Consider the following 24,561-nt stretch of genomic DNA (forward strand, 5'->3'; position numbering starts at 1 on the left):
CTTAATCGAACGAAAAACCGGGGGCGGCGGCCATATCGGAAGGCTTGCCGCCATTCTTGCCGGACGCCTTTGCCTTTTTCGCATCGCGCTGCGGCTTTGCGGGGGCAGAGGGCAGCGCGCGCGGCTGTGCGGGCAGCGCGCCGAATTCGGGTGCGCCGCCGCCCTCAGCCGGTGCCACGCTGGGCATGGGCCGGTTGCCGCCGCTGATCCCATCGGACTGCTGGTTGTTGATCAACCGTTGCAGTTCATCGGGGGTGCGGAAGCCATCGGTCGGCATCTTGATGTCATTGGCGTTGACCGGCTTCACCAGATACGGCGTCACCACGATGACCAGTTCGGTCTCGCCCTTGCGGAAGTTCGATGACTTGAACAGGTTGCCCAGCACCGGCATGTCGCCCAGGCCCGGGGCCTTGTCGACCAGGTCCTGCGAATTGTTGCTGAGCAGGCCTGCGATCATGAAGCTTTCGCCAGAACCCAGCTCGATCGTGGTTTCAGCCCGGCGCGTGGTCAGCGCGGGAACCTGGAAGCCCCCCAAGGTTACCGACCCTGCCGACGACAGTTCGGACACTTCGGGCCGGACGCGCATCGAGATGCGGCCATTGGCCAGAACCGTGGGCGTATAGGCCAGGCTCACACCGAACTGCCGGTACTCGATGGTTGTCGCGCCGAAACCCTGGTTGATGGGGATCGGGAATTCGCCACCTGCCAGAAAGTCTGCGGTTTCGCCTGACAGCGTCGTCAGGTTGGGCTGCGAGAGCGTGGTGACGAGGCCAACCTGTTCGGCCAGATCGAAGGCGCTGGCAATATCGACGCCGAACAGACGTCCTGCGGCCTGGATGGCCGTCTTGCCGTCAATTCCGTTGGTAAAGACGGTGGTGGCGCCGCCGGTGACGAACTGACCGGTTGCCGGATTGAACGGCAGCGACAGCGTGCCTGCGGGCAGGCCGAACTGGGCCGACGCATCAATGCGCGGCAGGGTGGTGATATCCAGCGTGTTGCCAATCGAGGCAAAATTGCGCGATGCACGACCGATTCCGAACTGGAAACCGCCGGTCGTGTCGCGAGTCAGCAGGTTCGCGCCGATCTCCTTGACCAGCGAGCGGCTGACCTCGGCGATGCGGACCTGCAGGTTGACCTGCATCGGGGTCGCGGTCGCCAGCCGGCTGATCACCTTGACGTTGTCGCCGACAAAGGCCTGTACCAGTCGCTCGGCTTCGGCGCTGTCCACTGGAGCGCCCACGGTTCCGGTCAGCAGGACCACCCCGTTCAGCGTGCTGACGCGGACCTTGGCATCGGGCATGGCCAGCGTCAGCATCTGATCGATCGAATCGAGGTTCGATCCGACTCGCACGGTGGCCGAATAGACCACCTGACCGGCCGCGTTGCTGGCATACAGGGTGGTCTCGCCTCCGGCCTTGCCGAAGACATAGAGCTGCTTGGACGACTTGACCTGAACGTCGGCGATGCCGGTGTCTGCTACGAACAGATCGGTCATCACGCCGGGCAGCTGGATCAGCTGGCCTCGGCCGATTGACAGGACCAGCGTTTCAGCCGGGCGCTGCGCGGCAGACTGGGCGATGGCCTGGCTGCCGGCAATCGGTGCGATGCCGGTCAGCGAACCGATCGCCGCCACTGCGCCGCAAAGAAGCGCGCCTTTGAGGACTTTGGAAAAACGCATGGTCATTTTCCTCCGACCGAAACTTCGGTCACTGTATTTCCACGCGCGACCCTGACGACCGGGCCGGTGGGCGCGGAAGGTGCGCTGACATAAGCGGCAGGTGCCCCAGCGGGAGCGGATGATCCGTTATATTCGCTCTGGCGACGGTTGCCGCCCGTGGACGGCATCGACCGGCGCTGGAAACGGGATACGTCGCCGCCCGTCACATACGTCACATCGGTGTCGACGGGCCGCGTGGCATAGGCCTTGAGCATCTTGTCTTCGGTCTTGCGATCCGCGCCTTCGGGCAGCTTGATGTCGCCTGCGGCCATCGAGCGTTCCAGTTCGGCTTCGTTATCGGCGATCGAGCGCAGCGACAGGCTGAGCGTGCCGATGGTCTGGGCGACCGCAATCTTTTCCGCCAGCTTGGGTGTGGCTTCCACCGTCACGGTGGTGAAGGCGATGACCTCGGTCTTGCCCTCGGCGTTTTCGGCGTTCACGCGCTGGTCGGTGGCCAGCACGCGCAGGTTGCGGATGATCGTTTCAGACGCGTTGAGCGAAGGACCCTCGTCGCCGCTGACGGACTGCGTCAGCACCAGATCGACCCGGTCGCCGGGAAAGACAAAGCCTGCAACGCCGGTGCGGGCCGAAACTGGCACCGTGACCGCGCGCATGCCGGGGCCCAGTGCCGCTGCAAGGAAGCCGCGGTCGCCGGGCTTGACCAGCGAACCCTGGGTGACGGGCTGGCCAGCGGTGACGGGGTTGCGCACCACGGTGCCGAGCAGCGAATCGATCTTGGACTCGGCTTCAAGGAAATAGGCGTTGCTCACCAGTTCGCTGGGCCAGGGCTGAAAGGCGACACTGTCTGGCGTGATGATGGTGCCGACGGGCAGCGAGCGGTTGGCCACAAGCACGCGCGGGCCGCTGGGGACGACCTGTTGCGGCGCGGCTGTCACTTCTGGCGCGGCCGATCCGGTGAAAAGGCTCCGGGCGAGAAAGGCCGTGCAGAGCGCGATCAACAGCGCTCCTACCAGCAGGATGACTTTCCGTTTATCCATGGCAAAAACAGCCCCCAAAGTCCTTCAGAATATTGATCTTTTCACGCAAAATGGTTAAAAAACCGTTCGCCAACGGGCCACAGCGTCGCAGCAGCGATGGCAACGCCATAGGGCACCTCGGGCTGGCCTTGCTTTTTGCGCAGACGGTGCTCGGCCAGGACGATCAGGGTCAGTGCCGCGCCGACCAGCGACATGATGATCGTGATCCGCGCCATATCGACCCACGGGAACCACAGGGCGACAGCCCCGAGCAGCTTGACATCACCGCCCCCCATCGCACCGATGGCGAACATCAAAGCAAAAAACACGAACACGCCCGCGCCCAAGGCGAGCTGCAGGGCCATGTCTGGCCAGAAGGAAAGTCCGCAGGCCCACCAGAACAGCGGGGCGGCAAGCGCGATGGCGGCATTCAGCCAATCCTCGATCTCGCGGCGCAGGATATCGGTATACGCCGCGTGCAACAGCGCGATTGCCAATGCAGCCAGCAGACCGTAGACGAGAGGACCGTTTTCCATGGGGCTTGGCGTATAGCGACGATGACTTACCAAAAAGTAACCATTGATCGGCGCGCAATTCCTGCAGGTGCCGTCGAAAGCCGCTGGACGGCAGCCGATGGCTGGCCTTTGCGGCGGATCGACTGGATGGCCGAAGGGTCACCGCGCGGTTCGATCCTGTTCATGCCCGGCCGCGGTGACATCTACGAAAAATACCTCGAAACGCTGGCATATTGGCAATCGCAGGGGTGGAACGTCACCTCTGCCGACTGGCGCGGGCAGGGCGGCAGTGGCCGCATGACCGATCACCAATATGTCGGCCATATCCAGGATTTTGCGCAGTGGATCGAAGACATTGCCGGGCTGTGGGCAGACTGGGCGGCGTCGCACCCCGGCCCGCATGTCGTCATCGGCCACAGCATGGGCGGGCATCTGGTGGCGCGCGCCATTCAGGAAAAGCGTATCGACCCTGACGCTGCGGTGCTCAGCGCGCCGATGCTGGGCCTCAAGGGCCTGGGCCTGCCGATGTCGTTCGGCCATCTGGTCACGCGCGTCATGCGCGGTCTGGGCAAGCCTGAACGCCCGGCGTGGAAGGTGAGCGAAAAGCCGGCGTCGCCGCTCGCCATCCGCCAGACGCTGCTGACCCACGACAATGATCGGTACGCCGACGAGCTGTGGTGGTGGGGTGAGCGCCCCGAGCTGGTGATGGGCCCTGCCAGCTGGCACTGGGTCGAACGCGCGTATGAATCGAACATCCGGCTCAATGCTCCTGGCCAATGGGAGAAGGTGCGCGTGCCGATGCTGCTGATCGGCACCAGCGCCGACCAGCTGGTCGACAACAAGGCGACGCTGGCCGCTGCCGCGCGGATTCCGGGGGCCGAACTGCTCGCCTTCGGGCGCGAGGCGCGGCACGAGATCCTGCGCGAGGTCGATCCGATCCGCGACCGAGTGTTGCAGACGATCGACGATTTTCTGGCGCGCAAGGCGATCGCGGCAGAGGCTGAAAGGGTCGAGGCGACCGCCTGATGTCGGACTATGACGTCGTGATCATCGGCGCCGGCATCGCCGGGGCCAGCCTTGCGGCGGAAATCGCGCCGCATTGCCGCGTGCTGGTCGCAGAGGCCGAGGACCGGCCGGGCTATCATTCGACCGGGCGCTCCGCGGCGTTCTGGGCAGAAAGCTATGGCGGCCCCAAGGTCCAGCCCCTGACAACGGCATCCGGCCCGTGGCTGCATTCGCCGCCGCCGGGCTATGGCGACCGCAGCTTTCTTGCGCCGCGCGGGGCGCTGACACTGGCGCGCGTCGGCGAAGAGACACTGCTCGATGTGTTCGAGGCGGATTTCGCCGGGACGGGCGTTGCCATGGAACGCTGGTCCCGCGATCGGCTGGATGCGCTGCTGCCGGGGCTGGCGGCAGATATTCAGGCGGCGGTCTACGAGCCGGATTGCCAGGATATCGATGTCGGCGGACTGCATCAGGCGTTTCTGTCCGTCGCACGGCGCGCGGGTGCGGCGATCGCGCTGCGCGCGCCGCTGGAGCGGGCAGACTATGCCGACGGGCGATGGACGATCACGCTGGCCGGACAGCAGCTTACCACCAAATGGCTGGTCAACGCCGCTGGTGCCTGGGCAGACCCGGTCGCAGCGCGCGCAGGCGTGCGGCCTTTGGGCGTCCAGCCTTTCCGGCGCACCGTGTTGCAGATCCGCACATCGCCGGTGCCGTCGCCCGATCTTCCGCTGACATTGGGGGTCAGGGGCGACTATTATTTCAAGCCCGAGGCAGGGCGTCTGTGGTTGAGCCCGCATGACGAGACCCCCGAAGATCCCGCCGATACCGCGCCCGACGAACTGGACATGGCGTTGGCAATCGACCGTTTCAGCCATGTCGTCGACTGGAAGATCGAGGCGGTCGAGCATCGCTGGGCCGGGCAGCGCAGCTTTGCGCCCGACCGGCTGTCACTGATCGGCTTTGCTGCCGATTGCCCGGGCTTCTTCTGGTTTGCTGGCCAGGGCGGCTTTGGCATCCAGACCGCCCCTGCTGCCGCACGGCTGGCGGCGACGATCCTGCTGGGTCTGACACCCGATGCCATGCTGAGCGGCATCGACGCGCAAATGTATAATCCCGCGCGCCTTGCGTGATCGCACTGGCAGCGCAGGCGCACATTTCATAACATCGGCTCCAGAATGAGGGAGTCGAGTCGATGGCGCACAGTTTCGAGATCACCAAGGACAAGGCCGGCGAGTTCCGCGTGCGGTTCAAGTACAATTCCGAAGTGATGTTCACGACCGAAGGCTATGCCAGCAAGGCATCGGCCAAGAATGCCATCGAATCGATCAAGAAAAACGGCCCGGACGCGCCGATCGAAGACAATAGCTGACCGAAGCTAGCGCCTGATCTTAGCGGCTCACCGCCATGGCAGCGGCGCTCGCCAGCTGGTCGGCGCGTTCGTTTTCCGGGTGACCGGCATGGCCCTTGACCCAGCGCCAGTCGACCTGGTGCCGCGCCACCGCGCCGATCAGCTCATGCCACAGATCGGCATTGCGCACCGGCTTCTTTGAGGCGGTCTTCCAGCCGTTGCGCTGCCAGCCTGCCACCCATTTGGTGATGCCGTCCTTCACATAGGTGCTGTCGGTATACAGCACGACGTTGCACGGCTCGATCAGCATCTCGAGCGCGCGGATCGCGGCCGTCATCTCCATGCGGTTGTTGGTCGTGTCCGGTTCGCCGCCCGAGAGTTCCTTCTCGTGCTTGCCGTAGCGGATGATCGCACCCCAGCCGCCCGGGCCGGGATTGCCCTTGCACGCACCATCTGTGAATATTTCGACCGTTTTCATGCCTGCTCAACCATTGCCTGATGCCTCTGGCCCGGTTCAGCCGAGCAGTCCGGACTGGGCCGGGTCTGCGTAGAACAAAAGCCGCCGGGCAAAGGCCATGGGATCCTTGCGGGTCACCAAAGCATCTGCGGGTGTATTTATCCAGTCATAAGCGCGACTTAAAGTAAAGCGTAACGCTGCCCCGCGTACCAAAATGGGAAGCGCAGCCAGTTCTTCGGCCGTCAGGGCAAGATGGCTGCGATATCCTGCAAGCAATGCTTCAGACAATGCCGCGTCGAATTCGGTGCCGTCGCCGGAAAAGCACCAGGCGCTGTGAGTCACTGCCAGGTCATAGGCGCGCGCATCACGGCACGAGAAATAAAAGTCGATCAGGCCGCTGACCGTATCACCCAGCATCAGCACATTGTCGGGGAACAGATCGGCGTGGATGACCGATTGCGGCAGGTCCGTCGGCCAGTGCGCGTCCAGATAGTCGAGTTCGCGCGCGACGATTCCCTCCAGATCGGGGTCGATCTGCTGCCATTGGCCCGCGCATTTGTCCGCCAGGTCATGCCAGCTGGCCAGCCCCATGCTGTTGGGCCGTCCGCCGGGGAAATCGGCAACCGCAACATGCAGCTCGGCCAGCGCCGCGCCCGCCGCATGGGCTTGCGCGGTATTGGGCGTGCTGAGCGAAATGCCTTCCAGAAATTCGATCAGGCAGGCCGGTCGTCCGCCGAGCTCGCGGATCTGGACGCCCTGCCGATCGGCAATCGCGCGCGGCACGCGGCATCCGCGCTCCGCCAGATGATCGAGCAGCGCCATGAAGAACGGCAAGTCGGCCGGGTCAACGCGCTTTTCGTACAGCGTCAGGATGAACCGGTGCCCATCGGCGCCGCCGCGCGTTTCAACCAGGAAGTTGCTGTTCTCGACCCCTTCGGCGATACCCTTGAAGCTGATCAGTTCGCCTGTGTCATAGTCGCCCAGAAACCGCGCCATCATCTCGGCGCTGACATGCGTATAGACGGCCATCAGGCAGCATCCACCTCTTCGGCGAGCGCGCGGGGCAGCTTGAAGGTGATGCGTTCATCGACGGTCTTGACCCGCTCTTCGGTCAGGTCGAAGTGCCGCCCCAGCACGTCGATGACCTCGCGCACCAGGATTTCCGGAGCGGATGCGCCCGCTGTCAGACCCAGCGTCTTGACGCCGTCGAACCAGCGCAGTTCGATTTCGACCGCGCGCTGGATCAGCTTGGCGCGGGTGCCTTCGCGTTCGGCAACCTCGACCAGCCGCAGCGAGTTCGAGCTGTTGGGCGCGCCGATCACCAGCACCAGATCGCAATCTTCCGCCATTACCTTGACCGCCGCCTGTCGGTTCGAGGTGGCGTAACAGATGTCTTCTGCTTTCGGGCCAACGATGTCGGGGAAGCGCGTGCGCAGCGCGGTCAGGATTTCCGCGGTGTCATCGACCGACAGCGTGGTCTGCGTGAGGAAGGCCAGCCGGGTCTCGTCCTCGACTTGCAGCGTGGTGACATCCTCGACCGTTTCGACCAAAGTCATATGGCCAGGCTCGACCTGACCGAAGGTGCCGACGACCTCGGGATGCCCCTTGTGGCCGACGAAGATGATGTGGCGACCCGCCTCGACCTGGCGCTCTGCCTGCCGGTGGACCTTGGAGACCAGCGGGCAGGTGGCGTCGAGATAGTTGAGGCCGCGTTCGGCTGCCTTGTGCGGCACCGACTTTGGCACGCCATGCGCGGAAAACACCACCGGTACGCCATCGGGGACCTCGTCCAGCTCCTCGACGAAGATTGCGCCCTTCGCCTTCAGGCTGTCGACGACGAACTTGTTGTGGACGATCTCGTGCCGGACATAGACCGGCGCACCATATTTATGGAGCGACAGTTCCACGATCTCGATGGCGCGATCGACACCGGCGCAAAAGCCGCGCGGCGATGCGATCTTGACCAGGAGCGGAGGCTGGGCGGTTTCGGTCATGTTCAGAAAGGCTTTCGTAGTTCAGTCCTTGTCTTAGGCGATGCAGCGCGCGGTGGAAAGCCCAAGCCGCACCGCGTTCGATCGCAAAGCCAGGGACGGAGCGCCGGAAATCTGCCCGTTGCGCTTAAACCCTTGGGCAGATAAGGAGCGATGCACTGTGGCCTCGAAGGATTTTTGTTTGCATATGCCCAATCTGCCCATGAAACAGACCGTTGCCATATTAGGCGCAGGGCTTGCCCTTCTCGGCCTTTCGGGCTGCGCGGAGAAGAACCAGCTGGTGGTGGATTCGGGCGTCGGCGTCGCATCCACGCTGTCGGCCTGTCCCAATACCGCGATCCCCGAGCACACCGGCGACGTGACCGTGTTCAATCCCGCGTCCAGCCGCGATGCCAGCGCGATCGACGTAGTGGCGACGATCACAAACGTGCGCCCCACCTGCGACGAGACCGGCGCGGAAATCTATGCAACGGCGGCATTCGATGTCTTTGCCCGGCGCAGCGACAATCGCGGCCAGCGCACGGTCACCCTGCCGTATTTCGCTACCGTCATGCGCGGCGGCAATACGGTGGTCGCCAAGCGATTGGGGTCGGTGACGCTGAATTTTGCCGATGGCTCCTATCGTGCCGAAGCCAAGGCGACTGGCGCAGGCTATATCAACAAGGCCGCTGCGACATTGCCCGAGGACATCCGCGAACGCATCACCCGCAAGCGCAAGTCGGGCGATGTGGACGCCGCGATCGATCCGCTGTCGGTGCCGGAAGTGCGTAGCGCGCTGCAGCGCACCAGCTTCGAACTGCTCGTCGGCTTCCAGCTGACGCAGGACCAGCTGCAGTATAACGCAACGCGATGAAGCTGCTTTATCCTCTCCCTTCGCGGGAGAGGGACAGCTTCACGCAGTGAAGCTAGGGAGAGGGCGGGGAGCACGACCGGTGCTTGGCTGCCTCTTTCCCACTTCGCCTAGGCAGCAAGCTGCCAAGGCTTCGTATCCTCTCCCGTAAAGGGAGAGGAGCAACGCGACCAAGGCCCTAACCATGACACTCTACACGCTTTTCACCCAGCATCTGCACGAGGCGCTCGACGCGCTGGAAGCCAGCGGCACTCTGCCTGCCGGGCTGGATCGTGGCGCGCTGACCGTCGAGCCGCCGCGCGATGCATCGCACGGCGATCTGGCCACCAACGCCGCGATGGTACTCGCCAAGCCTGCCGGCACCAATCCGCGCGCGCTGGCCGAAGCGATCGCAGGCGAGTTGCGCAAGATCGAAGCAGTGACCGCAGTCGAGATCGCCGGACCCGGCTTCCTCAACCTGCGGCTTGCTCCCTCGGTATGGACCGATGAGCTCAATGCCATCACGCAGCTGGGCACCGATTACGGCCGGTCGGAGCTGGGCAAGGGGGTGACGGTCAACATCGAATATGTCTCTGCCAACCCGACCGGCCCGATGCACATGGGCCATTGCCGGGGTGCCGTGGTGGGCGATGCCTTGGCGACGTTGCTCGAATATTCGGGCCACAAGGTGATCCGCGAATATTATATCAACGATGCAGGTGGCCAGGTCGATGTGCTCGCGCGCTCGGTGCACTGGCGCTATCGCGAGGCCTTGGGGCTGGAAAGCGGCGACATGCCCGAAGGCCTGTATCCGGGCGACTATCTGGTGCCGCTGGCAAAGGAGCTCGCTGCTGAACTGGGCGATACGCATGCCAATGCGCCCGAGGCCGACTGGCTGCCTTCGTTCCGCAAGCGTGCGGTTGCCGCGATGATGGACATGATCCGCGCCGATCTGGCACTGCTCGGCATCCATCACGACGTGTTCTCGTCAGAGGCCGAGCTGCAGGCCGCAGGCAAGCCCGAGGCTGCCGAAGCCGTGCTGCGCGCACGCGATCTGGTCTATGATGGCGAGCTGGAAGCGCCCAAGGGCAAGGTGATCGAGGATTGGGAGCCGGTCGAGCTGCCCTTGTTCCGCTCGACCAAATTCGGCGACGATCAGGACCGCCCGATCCGCAAGTCGGATGGCAGCTGGACCTATTTCGGCGCGGACCTTGCGTACCACTATCAGAAGGCCGAAACCGCCGACCAGCTGATCGATATCTGGGGCGCGGACCATGCTGGGACCGTCAAGCGGATCAAGGCGGCGGTCGCGGCACTGACCGAGGACCGGGCCAGCGGCCCCGCGCGGTTCGATGTGCGGCTGGTGCAGATGGTCAAGCTGATGCGCGGCGGGGAGCCGCTCAAGATGTCGAAGCGTTCCGGCAATTTTGTCACGCTCGCCGACGTCGTGAACGAGGTTGGCAAGGACGTCGTGCGCTTCACGATGCTCACTCGCAAGGCCGATGCGCAGATGGAGTTCGACTTCGAGAAGGTCGTCGAAGCCTCGAAGGACAATCCGGTCTTCTACGTGCAATATGCGCATGCGCGCATCCATTCGATCATGCGCAAGGCAGCAGGCGAGGGGCTTTCGGCATCGGCGGATCATCTCGATCTGCTCGGCACGGAAGAACACGCGCTGATCGCGATGGCGGCACAGTTCCCGCGCATCGTCGAAGCCGCGGCGCTCAATCGCGAGCCGCACCGCATCGCGTTTTATCTGGGCGATCTGGCCGCGGCCTTCCATGCGTTCTTCAACCTGGGCAATGATCGGCCTGACAAGCGTATCGTTATGGCGCACGATCCTGCGTCCAGCGGCGCAAGGCTTTTCATGGCGGCAAATATCGGGCAAGTCATCGCCAATGGCCTGGCGCTGATGGCGGTGGAGGCTGCTACACAGATGTAGCGTCGCCCCAGTTCGGCAAGGCGACTGCGCAGTAATGGGGCGGGTGAATGAGCAATCGGCTGGGTGATGGCGTGGATGACGAACTGAGGGATCAGCCTTTGGGGCTGGATGCCGACGATGACAGGCTTCCGTGGCTCGAGTCAGCCGATGACGCGCCTTCGAACGAGGGCGGCACGGGCCGGATTCTCGGGCTTGTGCTGCTGGGCCTGGTGGCACTGTCGATCGTGTTGGCCGGGCTCTACTGGCTCGGCGGCAAGGGTGGTGCGCCCGAGGGCGATGGCAGCCTGATCGCCGCACCCGAAGGCGACTACAAGGTTCGCCCCAAGGACAGCCAGGAGCAGGAGGTCGAGGGCACCGGCGATTCCAGTTTCGCGGTCAGCCAGGGTGAGCAGCCCGCAGGCCAGCTTGCCGATGCCGCAGGCGCACCGCCGCCGCCCGGTAGCGCGCTGGTGCAGCTGGGTGCGTATACCGATGAAGCGAGCGCGATCGAAGGCTGGGCCAAGCTGAGCCAGCGGCACGAGGTGCTGTCAGGATTGAACCGTCGCATCGCGGCGGCGACTGTCGATGGCGGGACCGTGTACCGCTTGAGCGTGGTGCTCGATACCCCTGCCAGGGCGGGCCAGGTGTGCGATCAGCTCAAGAAAGCTGGGCAAAACTGCCTCGTGGTACGTTGATTTCGTGTCGCGCTTGGCCGACAACTGCGCGCCATGAAACCCGTGATTTTCGGCCTTTCCGGCCACAGTCTGACATCTGACGAACGCGCCTTTTTCCAGGAAAGCGTTCCTGTCGGCTATATCCTGTTCGGTCGCAATATTGACAACCGGCAACAGCTTCGCGCGCTGACCGATGAGCTTCGCGCGCTGCATGGCGATGACCGGCTGCTGATCCTGATCGATCAGGAAGGCGGTCGCGTTTCCCGGATGAAGCCGCCGCACTGGCTGGCGTTTCCGCCGGGCGGGGCGTTCGACCGGCTTTATGATGTCGCTCCGGCAAGCGCGATCGAGGCGGCGCGGGTGAATGCCGAGGCGCTGGCGCTGGACCTGGCCGAAGTCGGCATTACCGTCGATTGCCTGCCGCTGCTCGACGTTGCCATTCCGGGCGGTACGCCTGCGATCGGCGATCGGGCTCTGGGGCAGGAACCGATGCGCGTCGCCGCCCTGGGGCGTGCGGTGCTCGACGGCCTGAAGCGCGGCGGGGTGTTGGGCACGATCAAGCACATGCCGGGGCATGGCCGCGCGATGGTCGACAGCCATATGGAGCTGCCGCGCGTCACCGCGAGCGATGCCGAGCTGGAGCAGGACATCGCCCCGTTTCGCGCGCTCAAAAACGCAGAGATCGGCATGACCGGGCATATATTGTTCGAGGCCTGGGACCAGGAGAGGTGCGCGACGCATTCGCCGTGGATCGTCGAGCAGATCATCCGGCAGCGCATCGGCTTTGACGGGCTGCTGCTCAGCGACGATCTCGACATGAAGGCGCTGGCGGGCGAGGTGCCCGACCGGGCCGCGCGCGCGATTGCAGCGGGATGCGACGTTGCGCTCAACTGCTGGGCGCGGATGGACGAGATGGTCGGAATTGCCAACGCGCTGCCTGATATCTCGGAAGCGTCGCGCGCACGCCTCGACCGCGCTCGCGCTGCGATTGTTCCGCTCGCCGACTGGTCGCATCAGGCCGATCTGATTGCGAAACGTGACGCGCTGCTGGCGCTGGCGTGAACGAATTCGACCTCATCACTGGCGCTGACACCGGCACCGGCGCTGGCACCGCGAGTGCCGCCGTCTCGTCCGACGGCGACTCGCTCTTTTTCCGCACTCCCGTGCCCGCCGCGACCGCAGCGGCAGAGGCATTGCTGATCGATGTCGATGGCTGGGAAGGGCCGCTCGACCTGTTGCTCGATCTGGCGCGACGGCAGAAGGTCGACCTGCGGCAGATCTCGATCCTCGATCTGACGAACCAGTATCTGGGGTTCATCGAAGGCGCGGCCAGCCTGAAGCTTGAGCTTGCTGCCGATTATCTGGTGATGGCCGCCTGGCTCGCCTATCTCAAATCCGCGCTGCTGCTGCCGGGCGACCCCGAGGTCGAACCTTCGCCCGAAGAACTGGCGCTGCGGCTGCAACTGCGGCTGCAAAGGCTGTCGGCAATGCGCGAGGCGGCAGGACGGCTGCTGGGCCGGGACCGGCTGGGCCGCGATGTCTTTGCCCATGGCCAGGCCGAAGGGCTGCGGCTGCTGACGCGCACGCGCTATCAGTGCAGCCTGTTCGATCTCTTGAGCGGCTATGGCCGGGTGCAATTGCGCAACCAGCCGGTGGTGCACATGGTCAAGTCGCGCCGGGTGATGACGCTCGAAGACGCGCTGTCGCGGCTGTCGTTCATGCTCGGCACCGCGCTCGACTGGACCGATCTTCGCGCCTTTCTGCCTGAAAGCGCCGACCCCCAGCTGCGTCGCTCCGCCACCGCCTCGACCTTCCTCGCGCTGCTAGAGCTGGCGCGGCAGGGGCAGGTGGAGCTGGCGCAGGAAGAGCCGTTTGCACCGCTGCAGGTCCGCAAGGCTTCATGAGCGAGATCGCTCCGCCCGACCCGGTCGTGCGCGCGGTCGAGGCGGCGCTGTTTGCCGCGACCGAACCACAGACGCTGGACGACCTGCGTGCACAGATCGGTGCAGAGGCCGATATTGCGGGCGCGCTGGCGCAGCTGGCGGCGGATTATGCCGGGCGCGGCGTCGAACTGGTCGAACGCGGTGGGCGCTGGCACTTCCAGACCGCGCCGGATCTTGCCTGGCTGCTGCGGCGCGAGACCGAACAGACGCGCAAGCTGTCGCGCGCGGCGACGGAAACACTGGCGATCATCGCTTATCACGAGCCGGTCAGCCGCGCCGAGATCGAGGCGATTCGCGGCGTGCAGGTGAGCAAGGGCACCATCGATGTGCTGATGGAGGAGGGCTGGGTAGCGCCTGTTGGTCGCCGTGAAGTGCCCGGAAGGCCGCTGATTTATGCGACCACGCCGGGCTTTCTCACCCATTTCGGCCTGACCAGCCGTCGCGACCTGCCGGGCATCGACGATCTGCGCGCAGCAGGGCTGCTCGACCCTGTCGATCTGGCGCTGGAGGGCGCGCTGGCGACCGACGATTCCGCCGGTGACGCCGACCACTCGTCGGATGAATCGGATTCATTGCTGGAAAACCATGGCGATGAGGCCTAGATAGCCCGCAGGCCTTCAGGAGATTTGCCATGGGATCGTTCTCCCTGATGCACTGGGTAATTGTGCTGATCATCATCGTCCTGCTGTTTGGCGGCGGACGGATTTCATCGATCATGGGTGATGTCGCCAAGGGCATCAAGAGCTTCAAAAAGGGCATGGCCGACGATGAAGACGAGCCGGTTCAGCCCAAGCGGCCCGTGGCTCAGATCGAGGCACCGCCAGCGCGTACCATCGACGGGACCGCGACCAGCGCAACCGAAGAGCGCAAGCCGGGCTGACCCGCGACTGCCTGTGGGCCCGTCGGCGGCGCAGCATGAAGGCGTGACCATGTCATGATGGACATCGGATCGACCGAACTGTTGATGATCATCATCGTGGCGATCGTCGTGATCGGCCCGAAGGATTTGCCGCGCGCACTCTACAAGGTGGGGCAGGTGATCGGCAAGGCCAAGGGCATGACCCGCCACTTCCGCTCGGGCATCGATGCGATGGTGCGCGAGGTCGAGCTGGAAGAGATGGAAAAGAAGTGGAAGGCGGACAACGAACGCATCATGCGCGAATATGCCGCCAACACGCCTTCGCCAGCACCCGCTCCGGCGAAGGAAGCGCTCGATGCACCGGCACCCGTTGATGCCGTGCCCGATGCAGAGCCGACAACCCCAGCCACCGTTGCCGTGACCGAGGGTGAACGATGAGTGCGACCGATGCCGATCGTCCCGAAGACGAGGTCGACGCCTCGCGCGCGCCGCTGCTCGATCACCTGATCGAACTGCGCCAGCGGCTGGTCAAGTGCGTCGTGGCGTTGCTGGTGGCGTTTGGCGTCTGCTTCTACTTTTCAGAGCATATCTTCGCCTTCCTCGTGGTGCCGCTGAAAGAGGCGTTCGGCGATGGCGGCGGCAGGCTGGTCTATACCAAGCTGTACGAGGCGTTTTTCGTTCAGGTGAAGGTCGCGATCTTTGCGGCGTTCTGCCTGGCCTTCCCGATCATTGCCAACCAGTTGTGGGCGTTTGTCGCGCCCGGTCTGTACCGGCAGGAAAAGCGTGCGCTGTTGCCCTTCATCCTGGCAACGCCGCTGCTGTTCACCGCAGGCGCGGCGCTTGCGTATTACATCGTGATGCCCACCGCGTTCCATTTCTTCCTGCAGTTCCAGGGGGAATCGGGCGGGCTCGAGGTCGAGGCGCTGCCCAGCACCGATGCCTATCTGTCGCTGGTGATGCAGTTCATCCTGGCCTTCGGAATCAGCTTTCTGCTGCCGGTGCTGCTGATGCTGCTCAACCGCGCGGGGATTGTTTCGCGCACCCAGCTGACCGGGCTTCGCCGGTACATGATCGTGGCGGCGTTCATCGTCGCTGCGGTGCTGACGCCCCCCGATGTCGTCTCGCAGCTGATGCTCGCGATCCCGCTGGTGCTGCTGTACGAGCTGAGCATCCTGGCGATCTGGTTCACCGACCGCAAGGCGGCAAAGGCCAAGCCGGCGGACGAACAGGCCGGTGGCGACGCGATTGCGTCCGCCCAGTCGGAACCCGCCGAATAAGCTATTTGCGCAAGGCCTCCACGCAGGCGGCGCGGTCGACCGACTGGCCATCGCTGCGGCGCGCATCGATATAGGTCACGATCTGCGCTCCACCCGATCCTTCCGGGTACAAAAAGGCATCGAGCACGCACGCGCCGCCGACGAACTGCAGCTTGCGCGCATCGAATTCGCGCACATCCAGCCGGGGCTGGCCGAACATCCGCTCCAGATCGCGTGCCGATTTGCCCAGCACCGCCTCCAGCCCCTTGGTGTTGAGCGTCGTGCTGCGCGCCGGCGCAATGGGGCGCTGCGGCGCACTGACCTGTTGCGGCGCGGCGCATGCGGCGAGGCCTGCAGCCAGTGCCAGCAAGACGGGATAACGGACCATCAGGATTTCCCCCTGGCCCCGCGCTGGTGGAAAAGATGCGTGGCCATGGCGGCGGCTATAATCGGCGCGAGCAGATTGACCAAGGGTACGAGCAGTAACAGATTGGCGATCAGCCCAAGCACGAAACGGCTGGTCCTTGAACCGGGCGCGTCGCACAGCGCGGGATGCCGCGCCGCCACCATCTCGTCGAGATCGCGGCCGACCAGAACCGCGTTGACCGCCAGGAACAGCATCGGCGCGCCGACGCCGGTGAACAACAGGACCAGCGCAAAGGGCAGGGCCAGCGCATTGTAAAGCAGCGCGCGGCCCAGGCTGCGCAGCGCCATCGCCAGCGACGGCCCCCAGGGCAGGTCGCGCGCGCTGGCGGCGGCCCCAGGATAATGCCTGCGTTCGACCGCGATCACGATCCGGTCGGCGAACAGCTGCAGCACCGCGATCGCCACCACGCGCCACCAGAACCAGAAGGCGATGATCGTGCCGATGGCAGCGATCACGCCGGTCCATTCGGCATAGTCGCCCAGCGGCCCGCCGTAGCGCACGATCGCCCAGGCCAGGCCCTGCCACAATGCCCAGCCGGACAGTGCAAACACTAGCACCGCGCACAGCACGGTCCACAGCAGTGCGCTCAGGATCGCGCGGTCGCTCAGTTGGCCGAGGCTCTTGAAAAAGGCGCTTATCATTGCCTGCCATGTGTCGGACAAATTGCAGGGCCGGTCAATCGCACGCGAATGGGCTTGAACCGGCCTGCCCAAGCCGATAGGCCGCGCGGCAACATTCCGCGCGCTTGCCGCGCCTGCAGAAAGCCTTTGCCACCATGACCAGCCCCCGTTTTGACGTTCTCGCGATCGGCAATGCCATCGTCGATGTGATGGCCGCAGCCGACGAGGCCCTGCTCGCGCGCGAGGGGCTGACCAAGGGCGGCATGATGCTGATCGATGCCGATCGCGCGACATCGCTGTATGAAGCTATGGGTCCGGCGCAAGAAATCAGCGGCGGATCGGCTGCCAATACGCTGGCGGGTCTGGCTGCCATGGGCTGCAACTGCGCGTTTATCGGTCAGGTTGCCGATGATCAGCTGGGCGAAGTCTTCGCGCATGACGTCCGCGCGCTGGGCATCGACTATGCAACGCCGGTGCGAACCGGTGACGACACCCCCACCGCGCGTTGCCTGATCCTGGTCACGCCCGATGGTCAGCGCACGATGAACACGTTCCTGGGCGCATCGCAGTTCCTTCCCGCCAGCGCGCTCGATGCCGAGATGATCCAGGATGCCGCCGTGCTGTATCTGGAAGGCTATCTGTGGGATCCGGAAGAACCGCGCGCTGCCATGCGTGCCGCGATCGACGCTGCCCGCTCGGCAGGCCGCAAGGTGGCCTTCACACTGTCCGACGCGTTCGTGATCGACCGCCATCGCGGCGATTTCCTCGACCTGCTCGACAAGGGCCAGATCGACATCCTGTTCTCCAACGAAGCGGAAATCTGCTCGCTGGCGCAGGTCGACGATTTCGAGGCCGCCGTTGCCATGATTGCCGCCAAGCTGCCGACGCTGGTCGTCACGCGCAGCGAACATGGCGCAATCGCGGTGCAGGATGGCCAGCGCTTTGCCGTTCCAGCCGAACCGATCGACAAGGTGGTCGATACCACCGGCGCAGGCGACCTGTTCGCCGCCGGTTTCCTCGCCGGACAGGCGCAGGGCCATGATGCTGAAACCAGCCTCAAGATGGGTGCGATTGCGGCCGCCGAGATCATCTCGCACTTCGGCGCGCGCTCGTCGGTCGATCTCAAGGCGCTGATTGCGCAGAAGCTTGGCTGAAGATTTGGGGGAGGGGCGGGGCGCTGTTTGCCTCGCCTGTCTGCTCACCGCGCGGGAACCCTTCCGGGGGCGGCGAGGATATGAGAGGGGCCGCCGGAAGTCGAAGCTCCCTGCACGGCCCATCACATGGTCAGCGGCCGGAAGTGCCGCCTTCGGAGTGTATCTCGCGCTTTAACAAGCGCCTGCCCAGACCAGTGGGCAGAAGGCTGTTAGCCGCGAACGCTCCGAATGGACTTGACCGACCCCTTTGCTGAACCATGAGACATCGGATCACCTCCTTTCGCTATGTTGAAACCAAGTGAAGGGCCTTTCGCAAAAGCCCGGGCTGGCCCGGAATTCTGACGATCTGGAAACCTTGCACCCCTGTTGTGAATCATTGCCGGGCCAACGGCAAGTCTTGTAATTCAAATTTTTAGTCCTAAAATCCGGCGCTCGCAAAAGCCAGTCGCTGCCGGTAAAGGCAGGCAATATGGCTGACCAGAAGACCCCCCAAAAGCCGATCAAGCCGCGCAAGATGCGCATCGACCAGCTGCTCGTCGAGCGCGGGTTGGTGGAAAGCCGCGCGCGGGCCCAGGCACTGATCCTGGCAGGTTTGGTCTTTGTGGGGGAGCGCAAGGTCGCCAAGGCCGGTGAGACAGTCCCCGAAGACGCAATTGTGGATGTACGCGGTCGCGATCATCCCTGGGTTTCGCGTGGCGGCATCAAGCTTGCGCACGCGCTCGATCATTTCGGCATCGATGTCACCGGCATGACAGGCATCGACGTCGGATCGTCCACCGGCGGCTTTACCGATGTGCTGCTGACACGCGGGGCTGACCATGTGTTCGCAGTCGACAGCGGCACCAACCAGCTGGCCTGGAAGTTGCGGCAGGATGATCGTGTGACGGTGCACGAGCAGACCAGTGCGCGCATCCTCACCGACGCGCACATCACCAGGGCCATCGATATCGTGGTGTGCGATGCCAGCTTCATCGCGCTCGACAAGGTGCTGCCGGTGCCGATGGGGTTTGCGCGACCTGGTGCCTGGCTGGTCGCACTGATCAAGCCGCAATTCGAAGTGGGTCGCGACCAGATCGGCAAGGGCGGCGTGGTGCGCGATCCGGCCCTGCACACTTTGGTCTGCGAGCGGGTCATGCAGTGGCTGCAGCGCAGCGACTGGCCGGTGACGGGCCTCACGCAAAGCCCGATCACGGGCCCAAGCGGCAATGTCGAGTTTCTTGTCGCAGCGCAAAAGGGACGCAGCTGCTGACCCGAAAACGCAACGATTGCCATGGTAAACCACGCTGGCGCGGGGCTGGCGAATCCGATATGCGGTGGCCGACGCCCTTTCTTTACGGGCAGGAGATTTCGCTTCGATGAATGAAATTGCCTCTCCCATGCAGCTGCGCCTTTCCTTCCTGCGCTGGGCTCTGCTGTTTGTGCCTTTGGTCGTTCTGCTGGGCTTTGGGGTCAGCAATTTTTCCGGTTCGGGCGAGGAAAATCGCTGGTTCCAGGCGTTGCAGAAGCCCGCAGCGCAGCCGCCCGGCTGGGCTTTCGGTCTGGCATGGTCGATCCTCTATGTGATGATGGGCCTGGCCGTCACCGTCGTGGTGACAGCGCGCGGTGCCCGGCTGCGGGGGCTTGCCGTGCTGCTGTTCTTCGTCCAGCTGGCGCTCAACCTGGCCTGGCCGATCTACTTCTTCGCGATGCACCAGGTGACCGGCGGCTTCTATTTGATCGTGGCGGTGTTCGTGGCGGCGTTTGCCACCACCATTGTCTTTGGTCGCGTCCGCCCGCTGGCAGCGTGGCTGATGGTGCCGTACCTTGTCTGGCTGTGCTTTGCCTCGGTGCTCAACAAGCAGATCGACGAGCTGAACCCCAACGCAGAGCAACTGGTCGTGCCGCGCGATGCGCCGCGCATTCAGCTGGCCCCTGCGGCGCAGTGACCGGACGCGGCGGCTTGCGATTGGCGCAAACCGCCCCACATGATACCATCAACACCAAGGTGAGAGGGCGGTTTGCCCTCTCCAAGGAGCCAGTCATGCAGAACAAGTCCGAATTCGGCGGTGATTTCGCCAAGTTCATCAACGGCCTCGCCGGCACGGTCGCCGGCATGAGCCGCGAAGCCGGTGAAAGCGCGCGCGAGCGTACCCGCGAGTGGATTGCCGGGCTCGATTTCGTCAGCCGCGAGGAATTCGAGGCGGTGAAGGAAATGGCGGCCAAGGCGCGCGAAGAGGCCGATACGCTCTCATCGCGGATCGCTGCGCTGGAGGCTGCGCTTGCCGCCAAGGGTGCGGGCACCGGCGAATAAGGCGCATTTAACCTGTCTTTATCCACAGTTTTTGAACAAGCTTCACCACATCACGGCCTAGACCGCGCCGTGGGACCATTGCGTGCAACCGGGCATCGGGTCATTTTGAACCGGTGCCATGGGGCGCGAAAGGACAATTCACGTGAACGAACAGCAGCTTGATTTGGACCGGGAGGAAGCCGCCCCGGTCGACATGCTCGCAGCGCTGTTCGAGGCGCGCGGCTGGCCTTGCGAGATGGTGGGCGAAGACGAGCTGCTGACCGAGGTCAAGGGCAGCTGGACCAGCTATCAGTTGCGCGCAATCTGGCGGCATGAAGACAATGTGCTGCAACTGCTCGCCATGCCCGACATTCGCGTGCCGGACGAGAAATTTGCGGTGATCTGCGAGGCGCTTGCGCTGATCAACGAACAGTTGTGGCTGGGCCATTTCGACATCTGGTCGAACAGTGGCGTCGTTCTGTATCGCAACGGCATGATGCTGGGCAGCGACGCGATGCTGGGGCTCGATCAGGCGCAGCTCGCGGTGGAAGCTGCCATCGACGAATGCGACCGCTTCTATCCCGTCTTCCAGTTCATCCTGTGGGGCGACAAGACTCCGCAAGAGGCGCTGGCCGCGGCATTGATCGACACGCAGGGCGAGGCTTGAGGGCGATTTTGGGCACGGGCAGCTCACGCCCGACCCGTTCCGTTTGTCCCGAGCGAGGTCGCGGGACGCATGCGCAACCGTTCAGAATAACGTCCCTCGACTTCGCTCGGGACAAACGGAGGTAGCTGTGCTGTGCGCTTTCCCCCAATCGCTGCTGGTGATCGGCTCTGGCAACATGGCAGGCGCCATGCTGCGCGGCTGGTTTGCGCAAGGGTTGCAGCCTGACAGTGTCACCGTGATCGATCCGTCGCCGCGCGATCTTCCCCAAGGCGTGCGTCACCTCACAGCGATCGATACCTCGATTTCCCCGCCAGATTGGCTGCTGCTGGGCATCAAGCCGCAGATGCTGGGCGATGTCGCGTCTCAGATGGCCGCGCTCGATCTTTCGGGCACGTTGATCGTGTCGATGCTGGCGGGAGTGGAGATCGCGGGCTTGCGCAAGGCCGTGCCGAGTGCCCGCGCGATCGCCCGGATCATGCCCAACATGGCAGTGAGCATCGGCCAGTCGGTCACTGCGTTGTATTCCGAACCCCTGGCTCAGGCCGAGTGCGACCAGATCGAGGCGCTGTTTGCCATGCTCGGCACCGCCGAATGGCTGTCCGACGAATCACAGATGCACCTTGTGACTGCGCTCAGCGGATCGGGGCCTGCCTATCTGTTCCGGTTCCTTGATGCGCTGGCCCAGGGCGCGGTGGCGCTGGGAATGCCGGAAGATCAGGCCGCGCGCTTTGCGTTGGGCATGGTGCGCGGGTCTGCCGAACTGGTGCAGCAATCACCGGAGACGCCTGCGCAGCTGGCTGAACGCGTCGCCAGCCCGGGGGGCACCACCCGCGCCGCACTCAATGTGTTCGACGCCGATGATGCGCTGGCCCGGCTGGTGCACGATGCGATGGACGCTGCGGCCAGGCGCAGTGTCGAACTGGGCTCCTGACCGTCAGTCGCAGGGCAGGTCGTAGAATGTGCGGATCTTGGCCCAGGCCTCGTCCGCAGTCTCTACAAAGCTGAACAGGTCCAGATTGCCCGGCGAGATCACGCCTTCTTCTGCCAGGGCCTTGAAGTTGACGACGCGGTTCCAGAATTCGGCGCCGAACAGCACGATCGGGATCGGAGCCATCTTGCCGGTCTGGATCAGGGTCAGCAGTTCGAAAAACTCGTCGAAGGTCCCGAATCCGCCGGGGAACACGGCGACAGCCCGCGCGCGCAGCAGAAAGTGCATCTTGCGCAGCGCGAAATAGTGGAACTGGAACGAAAGGTGCGGGGTCACATAGCGGTTGGGGGCCTGTTCGTGCGGCAACACGATGTTGAGGCCAATCGATTCCTTGCCGACGTCCACCGCACCGCGATTGGCGGCTTCCATGATCGACGGGCCGCCGCCCGAGCAGACGACGAACTGGCGCTTGCCATCCTCGACGACGCCGCACTCGCTGGCGAGCGCGGCCAGCTTTCGCGCTTCCTCGTAATATTTGGCCTTGGCAACGAGCCGCTCGGCGACTTGCTTGTCTTCGGGCGTGCGCGCGGCCTCGACCAGACCCTCGGTCTTGTCGGGCGAGGGGATGCGGGCCGAACCGTAAATCACCAGCGTCGAGCCGATGCCGGCCTCTTCCAGCAGCATCTCGGTCTTGAGCAGTTCCAGCTGGAAGCGCACCGGGCGCAGCTCCTGCCGCAGCAGGAATTCGGTGTCGCCAAACGCCAGCCGATAGGCAGGATCCTGGGTCTGGGGGGTGTCGTGCACCGCAGCTTCGGCGGTACGGGCGTCGTCGGCAGCTTTGCGGAAACGCGGCTCTGTCAGGTCTTTCTTGGTCATCTGATGCAATTAAGAGGCGTGCGGCCTATCGGCAATAGCCTTGGCCGCTCATGTCGACATGCAGATGATCGTGGTGCGCGGAATTGTAGTTGGGGCCCAGCACGGTGCCGAAGCGCTTGCAGGCGCTGGCGTGGATGGTGCGCAGGAATGCGCGCTCCTGGTTGGAGCCGTTCCAGCCCTGCTTCACGCTGATTCGGCGGCCGTCGGCCAGCACGAAGGCGGCGATATCGATCGCATTGGCATGGGCGTGCTGCGACAGCTTGGCCGATCCGGCAATCGTGCGGCACGAATAGCTGCCCATCGTTTCGATCTTCACCAGCGGGCTGCCCAGCATCTGCTCGGCCGCGCGAGCGATGCCGAATTGCGCCCACCCTGCAAAGCGCTGCGCCAGTTCGCAACGCACCGGGCCGATATTGCTGACCGCGAGCTCCGCTCCATTGCGACCGACATCCGACAGGCCGATGGTGGAAAGCCGGACGCTGCCCAGCTGCGAGCAGCCCGCGCCAAAGGTCTGGTCGGGGACCGGCGTGAACCGAACCTGCGCCTTCGAGAGCTGGTTGATGCATTGGCGCGTTCGCCCGGCGGGTGGGGCGGGCAGGGCGGCGACGGCGCTGCGTGCGGGTTGCTGCACGGTCGCGCGCGACAGGCCCCGACCTTCGGGCAGCATCGAGCAGCCGGCAATCAGCACCGAGAGGGCGGCAACCAACGCCATGCGCTGCAGTTCAGGCGAATCGATCTGGGTGTGAAAACGCGAATCGTCGCGGCGCACGGCCGACCGGTGGCGCTGATGCCATTTTGCAGAGGGACCGGACGCCGCCTGGGCTGATCCCGGGACTTCGGCAGTGCCAGAGGGGAGCGCTCCGCCATCACGGAAAGCTGGCAGGCCGGTCGCTGCAGAAGGTTCGATGGGGTTAAGACTTTCAGACATTGCAAGGACATTACACAGCGAACTTTAACCCTGCCGTGCCGAGGGTGGTTAATGGGCAGGTAACGACTGCAAGCGCGGCATTGCGCGGTCTTTGCGATGGGGGTACCGCTTGGCGCGACGAATGAGACTGGCAAGCAGAGGCGAGGCGGCACCATGCTGCGATTAATCAACGTGCATCCGTTTTTCTGGGCGCTGCTGGCTTTCCCTGCAGTGGGCATGCTGGCGGGCTTTGTGCAGGATCCTGTCAGTGCATTCGACCTGATCCATCCCAGCGGCGAGTTTTCGGTCCGCTTCATGATCATCGCGATGATGGTCTCCCCGCTTCGAGCGGTGCTGGGGCGCAGGCGCGGGCTCGACTGGCTGCTCGCCCGTCGGCGCGCATTGGGCGTTGCGGCCTGCGGCTACGGCGTGCTGCATCTGGCATTCTATCTCTACGACATGGGCGACTGGGGGATGATCGCCGAGGAGGCGCTGATCTTCAGCATCTGGACGGGCTACGCAGCGCTGGTGATCTTCATTGCCATGGCACTGACCAGCAACAACGCTTCGCAGCGCATCATGCGCGCGAACTGGAAGCGGCTGCAGCGTCTGGTCTACCCCGCTGCGTTGCTGATTGCGCTGCACTGGGTTTATGTCGACGGCGAAACGATGGGGATGGTGGTGCATTTTGTTCCGCTGCTCATCCTGGAAACGGCGCGGGTCGTCCTTATGTTCAAGCGGCGTTCAGCGCGACGTGGCAAAGAGGCGCTCACTGGATAGAGAAGAGGGATCAATTATGAAATTTGCTCAGGCGATGCTGGCAGTGGCCGCAGCCACGGCGATGCAGTTTTCCGGCAGCCCGGAAGCCGCCGCCACCGGCAAGATGAAGTGCGACTCGGGCCCGCAGACGACCTGGAAAAGCCGGACCGATCTTGAGGCCAAGCTGAAAAAGGATGGCTGGACGGTCAAGAAGTCCAAGGTCGATGGCGGCTGCTACGAAGTCTATGGCGTGACCCCCGAAGGTCAGAACGTCGAGGCCTATTTCCACCCGGTGACGATGGAAAAGCTGCTGGTTTCGCAGCGCGGCAAGGTAATTTTCAAGAAGTGATCCCGGCGCCGCCCTGTGCTTTTGTTGCACGGGGCGGCGTGATTTTGAACCCGTCTGCCATTTGGCGATTGCCAATCATGCAATTCGTCCCTAGGGCCGTCGACGGGCCA

30 protein-coding genes are annotated in these 24,561 nt (G+C 64.1%); 20 read left to right on the top strand and 10 right to left on the bottom strand.

Going from position 1 to position 24,561, the window contains the following annotated elements:
* Position 1: 1 nt before the first annotated feature.
* From D618_RS0103545 to D618_RS0103555, 3 genes are read right to left on the bottom strand one after another with little or no spacing between them, the layout of a single operon-like run.
* The gene (locus D618_RS0103545; RefSeq protein ID WP_017670113.1) at positions 2-1,684 is read right to left on the bottom strand and encodes a type II and III secretion system protein family protein; all 1,683 of its coding nucleotides are present in this window, start codon (positions 1,682-1,684) and stop codon (positions 2-4) included.
* Positions 1,681-2,715, bottom strand: coding sequence for a Flp pilus assembly protein CpaB (gene cpaB, locus D618_RS0103550; protein WP_017670114.1), 1,035 nt, complete (start codon positions 2,713-2,715; stop codon positions 1,681-1,683). Before cpaB ends, D618_RS0103545 begins: the two co-directional genes overlap by 4 nt.
* A 41-nt stretch (positions 2,716-2,756) precedes the next feature.
* Positions 2,757-3,230, bottom strand: a complete 474-nt coding sequence (locus D618_RS0103555) for a prepilin peptidase (protein WP_017670115.1) — start codon at positions 3,228-3,230, stop codon at positions 2,757-2,759.
* 21 nt (positions 3,231-3,251) lie between these two features.
* Here D618_RS0103555 and D618_RS17550 point away from each other — a divergent pair, with 21 nt between their 5' ends.
* From D618_RS17550 to D618_RS19245, 3 genes are all read left to right on the top strand, one after another.
* Positions 3,252-4,235, top strand: a complete 984-nt coding sequence (locus D618_RS17550) for an alpha/beta hydrolase (protein WP_017670116.1) — start codon at positions 3,252-3,254, stop codon at positions 4,233-4,235.
* Positions 4,235-5,347, top strand: coding sequence for an FAD-dependent oxidoreductase (locus tag D618_RS0103565; RefSeq protein WP_017670117.1), 1,113 nt, complete (start codon positions 4,235-4,237; stop codon positions 5,345-5,347). Before D618_RS17550 ends, D618_RS0103565 begins: the two co-directional genes overlap by 1 nt.
* A 62-nt stretch (positions 5,348-5,409) precedes the next feature.
* The gene (locus D618_RS19245) at positions 5,410-5,586 is read left to right on the top strand and encodes a YegP family protein (RefSeq protein ID WP_017670118.1); all 177 of its coding nucleotides are present in this window, start codon (positions 5,410-5,412) and stop codon (positions 5,584-5,586) included.
* Positions 5,587-5,605: 19 nt separating this feature from the next.
* Here the strand turns inward: D618_RS19245 and rnhA are convergent, their stop codons facing one another.
* From rnhA to ispH, 3 genes are read right to left on the bottom strand one after another with little or no spacing between them, the layout of a single operon-like run.
* On the bottom strand, positions 5,606-6,043 hold the full coding sequence (gene rnhA / locus D618_RS0103575; RefSeq protein ID WP_017670119.1) for a ribonuclease HI: 438 nt from the start codon (positions 6,041-6,043) through the stop codon (positions 5,606-5,608).
* A 36-nt stretch (positions 6,044-6,079) separates the two neighbouring features.
* On the bottom strand, positions 6,080-7,051 hold the full coding sequence (gene thrB, locus D618_RS0103580; RefSeq protein ID WP_017670120.1) for a homoserine kinase: 972 nt from the start codon (positions 7,049-7,051) through the stop codon (positions 6,080-6,082).
* Entirely contained in the window at positions 7,051-8,016 is a 966-nt protein-coding gene (gene ispH, locus D618_RS0103585) for a 4-hydroxy-3-methylbut-2-enyl diphosphate reductase (protein ID WP_017670121.1), read from the bottom strand. The genes thrB and ispH overlap by 1 nt, the downstream gene beginning before the upstream one ends.
* A gap of 199 nt (positions 8,017-8,215) precedes the next feature.
* Here ispH and D618_RS0103590 point away from each other — a divergent pair, with 199 nt between their 5' ends.
* The 9 genes from D618_RS0103590 to tatC all read left to right on the top strand — a co-directional run bounded on the left by D618_RS0103590 (position 8,216) and on the right by tatC (position 15,516).
* Positions 8,216-8,866, top strand: a complete 651-nt coding sequence (locus tag D618_RS0103590) for a hypothetical protein (RefSeq protein WP_040370250.1) — start codon at positions 8,216-8,218, stop codon at positions 8,864-8,866.
* Positions 8,867-9,047: 181 nt separating this feature from the next.
* Positions 9,048-10,784, top strand: coding sequence for an arginine--tRNA ligase (gene argS / locus D618_RS0103595; RefSeq protein WP_017670123.1), 1,737 nt, complete (start codon positions 9,048-9,050; stop codon positions 10,782-10,784).
* Between the two features lie 47 nt (positions 10,785-10,831).
* On the top strand, positions 10,832-11,458 hold the full coding sequence (locus D618_RS17555) for an SPOR domain-containing protein (RefSeq protein WP_017670124.1): 627 nt from the start codon (positions 10,832-10,834) through the stop codon (positions 11,456-11,458).
* A gap of 33 nt (positions 11,459-11,491) precedes the next feature.
* Positions 11,492-12,499: a beta-N-acetylhexosaminidase gene (nagZ, locus tag D618_RS0103605; RefSeq protein WP_017670125.1), complete on the top strand. Its 1,008-nt coding sequence runs from the start codon at positions 11,492-11,494 to the stop codon at positions 12,497-12,499.
* Positions 12,500-12,600: 101 nt separating this feature from the next.
* Positions 12,601-13,341 (top strand): ScpA family protein, encoded by a 741-nt coding sequence (locus D618_RS0103610; RefSeq protein ID WP_051041240.1) that lies wholly within the window; start codon positions 12,601-12,603, stop codon positions 13,339-13,341.
* A complete protein-coding gene (gene scpB / locus D618_RS0103615; protein WP_017670127.1) occupies positions 13,338-13,982 on the top strand; it encodes an SMC-Scp complex subunit ScpB in 645 nt (214 codons plus the stop codon). The genes D618_RS0103610 and scpB overlap by 4 nt, the downstream gene beginning before the upstream one ends.
* 29 nt (positions 13,983-14,011) lie before the next feature.
* Entirely contained in the window at positions 14,012-14,260 is a 249-nt protein-coding gene (locus tag D618_RS0103620; RefSeq protein ID WP_017670128.1) for a twin-arginine translocase TatA/TatE family subunit, read from the top strand.
* A gap of 54 nt (positions 14,261-14,314) precedes the next feature.
* Positions 14,315-14,677 carry a Sec-independent protein translocase protein TatB gene (tatB, locus tag D618_RS19250; RefSeq protein ID WP_017670129.1) on the top strand — a complete coding sequence of 121 codons (363 nt, stop codon included), beginning with the start codon at positions 14,315-14,317 and terminating at the stop codon, positions 14,675-14,677.
* Entirely contained in the window at positions 14,674-15,516 is an 843-nt protein-coding gene (tatC, locus tag D618_RS0103630; RefSeq protein WP_017670130.1) for a twin-arginine translocase subunit TatC, read from the top strand. Before tatB ends, tatC begins: the two co-directional genes overlap by 4 nt.
* A gap of 1 nt (position 15,517) precedes the next feature.
* Here the strand turns inward: tatC and D618_RS0103635 are convergent, their stop codons facing one another.
* Together D618_RS0103635 and D618_RS0103640 are read right to left on the bottom strand one after the other, a co-directional pair.
* Positions 15,518-15,883 carry a hypothetical protein gene (locus tag D618_RS0103635; RefSeq protein ID WP_017670131.1) on the bottom strand — a complete coding sequence of 122 codons (366 nt, stop codon included), beginning with the start codon at positions 15,881-15,883 and terminating at the stop codon, positions 15,518-15,520.
* The gene (locus tag D618_RS0103640) at positions 15,883-16,563 is read right to left on the bottom strand and encodes an EI24 domain-containing protein (RefSeq protein WP_017670132.1); all 681 of its coding nucleotides are present in this window, start codon (positions 16,561-16,563) and stop codon (positions 15,883-15,885) included. Before D618_RS0103640 ends, D618_RS0103635 begins: the two co-directional genes overlap by 1 nt.
* Before the next feature lie 134 nt (positions 16,564-16,697).
* Between D618_RS0103640 and D618_RS0103645 the strand changes: the two genes are divergently transcribed.
* From D618_RS0103645 to proC, 6 genes are all read left to right on the top strand, one after another.
* Positions 16,698-17,696, top strand: a complete 999-nt coding sequence (locus tag D618_RS0103645) for an adenosine kinase (RefSeq protein ID WP_026091243.1) — start codon at positions 16,698-16,700, stop codon at positions 17,694-17,696.
* Between the two features lie 469 nt (positions 17,697-18,165).
* Positions 18,166-18,945, top strand: a complete 780-nt coding sequence (locus D618_RS0103650) for a TlyA family RNA methyltransferase (RefSeq protein ID WP_017670134.1) — start codon at positions 18,166-18,168, stop codon at positions 18,943-18,945.
* 106 nt (positions 18,946-19,051) lie between these two features.
* Positions 19,052-19,621: a TspO/MBR family protein gene (locus D618_RS0103655; protein ID WP_017670135.1), complete on the top strand. Its 570-nt coding sequence runs from the start codon at positions 19,052-19,054 to the stop codon at positions 19,619-19,621.
* A gap of 95 nt (positions 19,622-19,716) precedes the next feature.
* Positions 19,717-19,986 carry an accessory factor UbiK family protein gene (locus D618_RS0103660; protein ID WP_017670136.1) on the top strand — a complete coding sequence of 90 codons (270 nt, stop codon included), beginning with the start codon at positions 19,717-19,719 and terminating at the stop codon, positions 19,984-19,986.
* 118 nt (positions 19,987-20,104) lie between these two features.
* Positions 20,105-20,632, top strand: coding sequence for a YbjN domain-containing protein (locus D618_RS0103665; protein WP_051041230.1), 528 nt, complete (start codon positions 20,105-20,107; stop codon positions 20,630-20,632).
* Positions 20,633-20,759: 127 nt separating this feature from the next.
* Complete coding sequence (proC, locus tag D618_RS0103670; RefSeq protein WP_017670138.1) at positions 20,760-21,563, top strand: pyrroline-5-carboxylate reductase; 804 nt, start codon at positions 20,760-20,762, stop codon at positions 21,561-21,563.
* 3 nt (positions 21,564-21,566) lie between these two features.
* On the opposite strand, the gene D618_RS0103675 is transcribed toward proC, so the two are convergent.
* The gene (locus D618_RS0103675) at positions 21,567-22,436 is read right to left on the bottom strand and encodes a TIGR00730 family Rossman fold protein (RefSeq protein ID WP_017670139.1); all 870 of its coding nucleotides are present in this window, start codon (positions 22,434-22,436) and stop codon (positions 21,567-21,569) included.
* A 25-nt stretch (positions 22,437-22,461) separates the two neighbouring features.
* A complete protein-coding gene (locus tag D618_RS0103680) occupies positions 22,462-23,205 on the bottom strand; it encodes an extensin family protein (protein ID WP_017670140.1) in 744 nt (247 codons plus the stop codon).
* A gap of 255 nt (positions 23,206-23,460) precedes the next feature.
* Here D618_RS0103680 and D618_RS0103685 point away from each other — a divergent pair, with 255 nt between their 5' ends.
* Together D618_RS0103685 and D618_RS0103690 are read left to right on the top strand one after the other, a co-directional pair.
* Complete coding sequence (locus tag D618_RS0103685) at positions 23,461-24,123, top strand: ferric reductase-like transmembrane domain-containing protein (protein WP_017670141.1); 663 nt, start codon at positions 23,461-23,463, stop codon at positions 24,121-24,123.
* 16 nt (positions 24,124-24,139) lie between these two features.
* On the top strand, positions 24,140-24,451 hold the full coding sequence (locus D618_RS0103690; protein ID WP_026091247.1) for a PepSY domain-containing protein: 312 nt from the start codon (positions 24,140-24,142) through the stop codon (positions 24,449-24,451).
* Positions 24,452-24,561: the final 110 nt, after the last annotated feature.

Origin of the sequence: Blastomonas sp. AAP53 (genome assembly GCF_000331245.1) — a bacterium.
In the GTDB taxonomy this organism is placed as follows: domain Bacteria; phylum Pseudomonadota; class Alphaproteobacteria; order Sphingomonadales; family Sphingomonadaceae; genus Blastomonas.

Bases quoted from the DNA above. Each gene is read 5' to 3' on its own strand.
- D618_RS0103545 (WP_017670113.1), bottom strand. From the start codon at position 1,684: ATGACCATGCGTTTTTCCAAAGTCCTCAAAGGCGCGCTTCTTTGCGGC.
- cpaB (WP_017670114.1), bottom strand. From the start codon at position 2,715: ATGGATAAACGGAAAGTCATCCTGCTGGTAGGAGCGCTGTTGATCGCG.
- D618_RS17555 (WP_017670124.1), top strand. From the start codon at position 10,832: ATGAGCAATCGGCTGGGTGATGGCGTGGATGACGAACTGAGGGATCAG.
- D618_RS19245 (WP_017670118.1), top strand. From the start codon at position 5,410: ATGGCGCACAGTTTCGAGATCACCAAGGACAAGGCCGGCGAGTTCCGC.
- tatC (WP_017670130.1), top strand. From the start codon at position 14,674: ATGAGTGCGACCGATGCCGATCGTCCCGAAGACGAGGTCGACGCCTCG.
- scpB (WP_017670127.1), top strand. From the start codon at position 13,338: ATGAGCGAGATCGCTCCGCCCGACCCGGTCGTGCGCGCGGTCGAGGCG.
- D618_RS0103635 (WP_017670131.1), bottom strand. From the start codon at position 15,883: ATGGTCCGTTATCCCGTCTTGCTGGCACTGGCTGCAGGCCTCGCCGCA.
- D618_RS17550 (WP_017670116.1), top strand. From the start codon at position 3,252: ATGACTTACCAAAAAGTAACCATTGATCGGCGCGCAATTCCTGCAGGT.
- argS (WP_017670123.1), top strand. From the start codon at position 9,048: ATGACACTCTACACGCTTTTCACCCAGCATCTGCACGAGGCGCTCGAC.
- D618_RS0103640 (WP_017670132.1), bottom strand. From the start codon at position 16,563: ATGATAAGCGCCTTTTTCAAGAGCCTCGGCCAACTGAGCGACCGCGCG.
- D618_RS0103655 (WP_017670135.1), top strand. From the start codon at position 19,052: ATGAATGAAATTGCCTCTCCCATGCAGCTGCGCCTTTCCTTCCTGCGC.
- tatB (WP_017670129.1), top strand. From the start codon at position 14,315: ATGATGGACATCGGATCGACCGAACTGTTGATGATCATCATCGTGGCG.
- D618_RS0103685 (WP_017670141.1), top strand. From the start codon at position 23,461: ATGGGGGTACCGCTTGGCGCGACGAATGAGACTGGCAAGCAGAGGCGA.
- D618_RS0103590 (WP_040370250.1), top strand. From the start codon at position 8,216: ATGAAACAGACCGTTGCCATATTAGGCGCAGGGCTTGCCCTTCTCGGC.
- D618_RS0103565 (WP_017670117.1), top strand. From the start codon at position 4,235: ATGTCGGACTATGACGTCGTGATCATCGGCGCCGGCATCGCCGGGGCC.
- D618_RS0103555 (WP_017670115.1), bottom strand. From the start codon at position 3,230: ATGGAAAACGGTCCTCTCGTCTACGGTCTGCTGGCTGCATTGGCAATC.
- D618_RS0103650 (WP_017670134.1), top strand. From the start codon at position 18,166: ATGGCTGACCAGAAGACCCCCCAAAAGCCGATCAAGCCGCGCAAGATG.
- nagZ (WP_017670125.1), top strand. From the start codon at position 11,492: ATGAAACCCGTGATTTTCGGCCTTTCCGGCCACAGTCTGACATCTGAC.
- ispH (WP_017670121.1), bottom strand. From the start codon at position 8,016: ATGACCGAAACCGCCCAGCCTCCGCTCCTGGTCAAGATCGCATCGCCG.
- D618_RS0103660 (WP_017670136.1), top strand. From the start codon at position 19,717: ATGCAGAACAAGTCCGAATTCGGCGGTGATTTCGCCAAGTTCATCAAC.
- D618_RS0103665 (WP_051041230.1), top strand. From the start codon at position 20,105: ATGGGGCGCGAAAGGACAATTCACGTGAACGAACAGCAGCTTGATTTG.
- D618_RS0103645 (WP_026091243.1), top strand. From the start codon at position 16,698: ATGACCAGCCCCCGTTTTGACGTTCTCGCGATCGGCAATGCCATCGTC.
- D618_RS0103620 (WP_017670128.1), top strand. From the start codon at position 14,012: ATGGGATCGTTCTCCCTGATGCACTGGGTAATTGTGCTGATCATCATC.
- thrB (WP_017670120.1), bottom strand. From the start codon at position 7,051: ATGGCCGTCTATACGCATGTCAGCGCCGAGATGATGGCGCGGTTTCTG.
- D618_RS0103675 (WP_017670139.1), bottom strand. From the start codon at position 22,436: ATGACCAAGAAAGACCTGACAGAGCCGCGTTTCCGCAAAGCTGCCGAC.
- rnhA (WP_017670119.1), bottom strand. From the start codon at position 6,043: ATGAAAACGGTCGAAATATTCACAGATGGTGCGTGCAAGGGCAATCCC.
- D618_RS0103690 (WP_026091247.1), top strand. From the start codon at position 24,140: ATGAAATTTGCTCAGGCGATGCTGGCAGTGGCCGCAGCCACGGCGATG.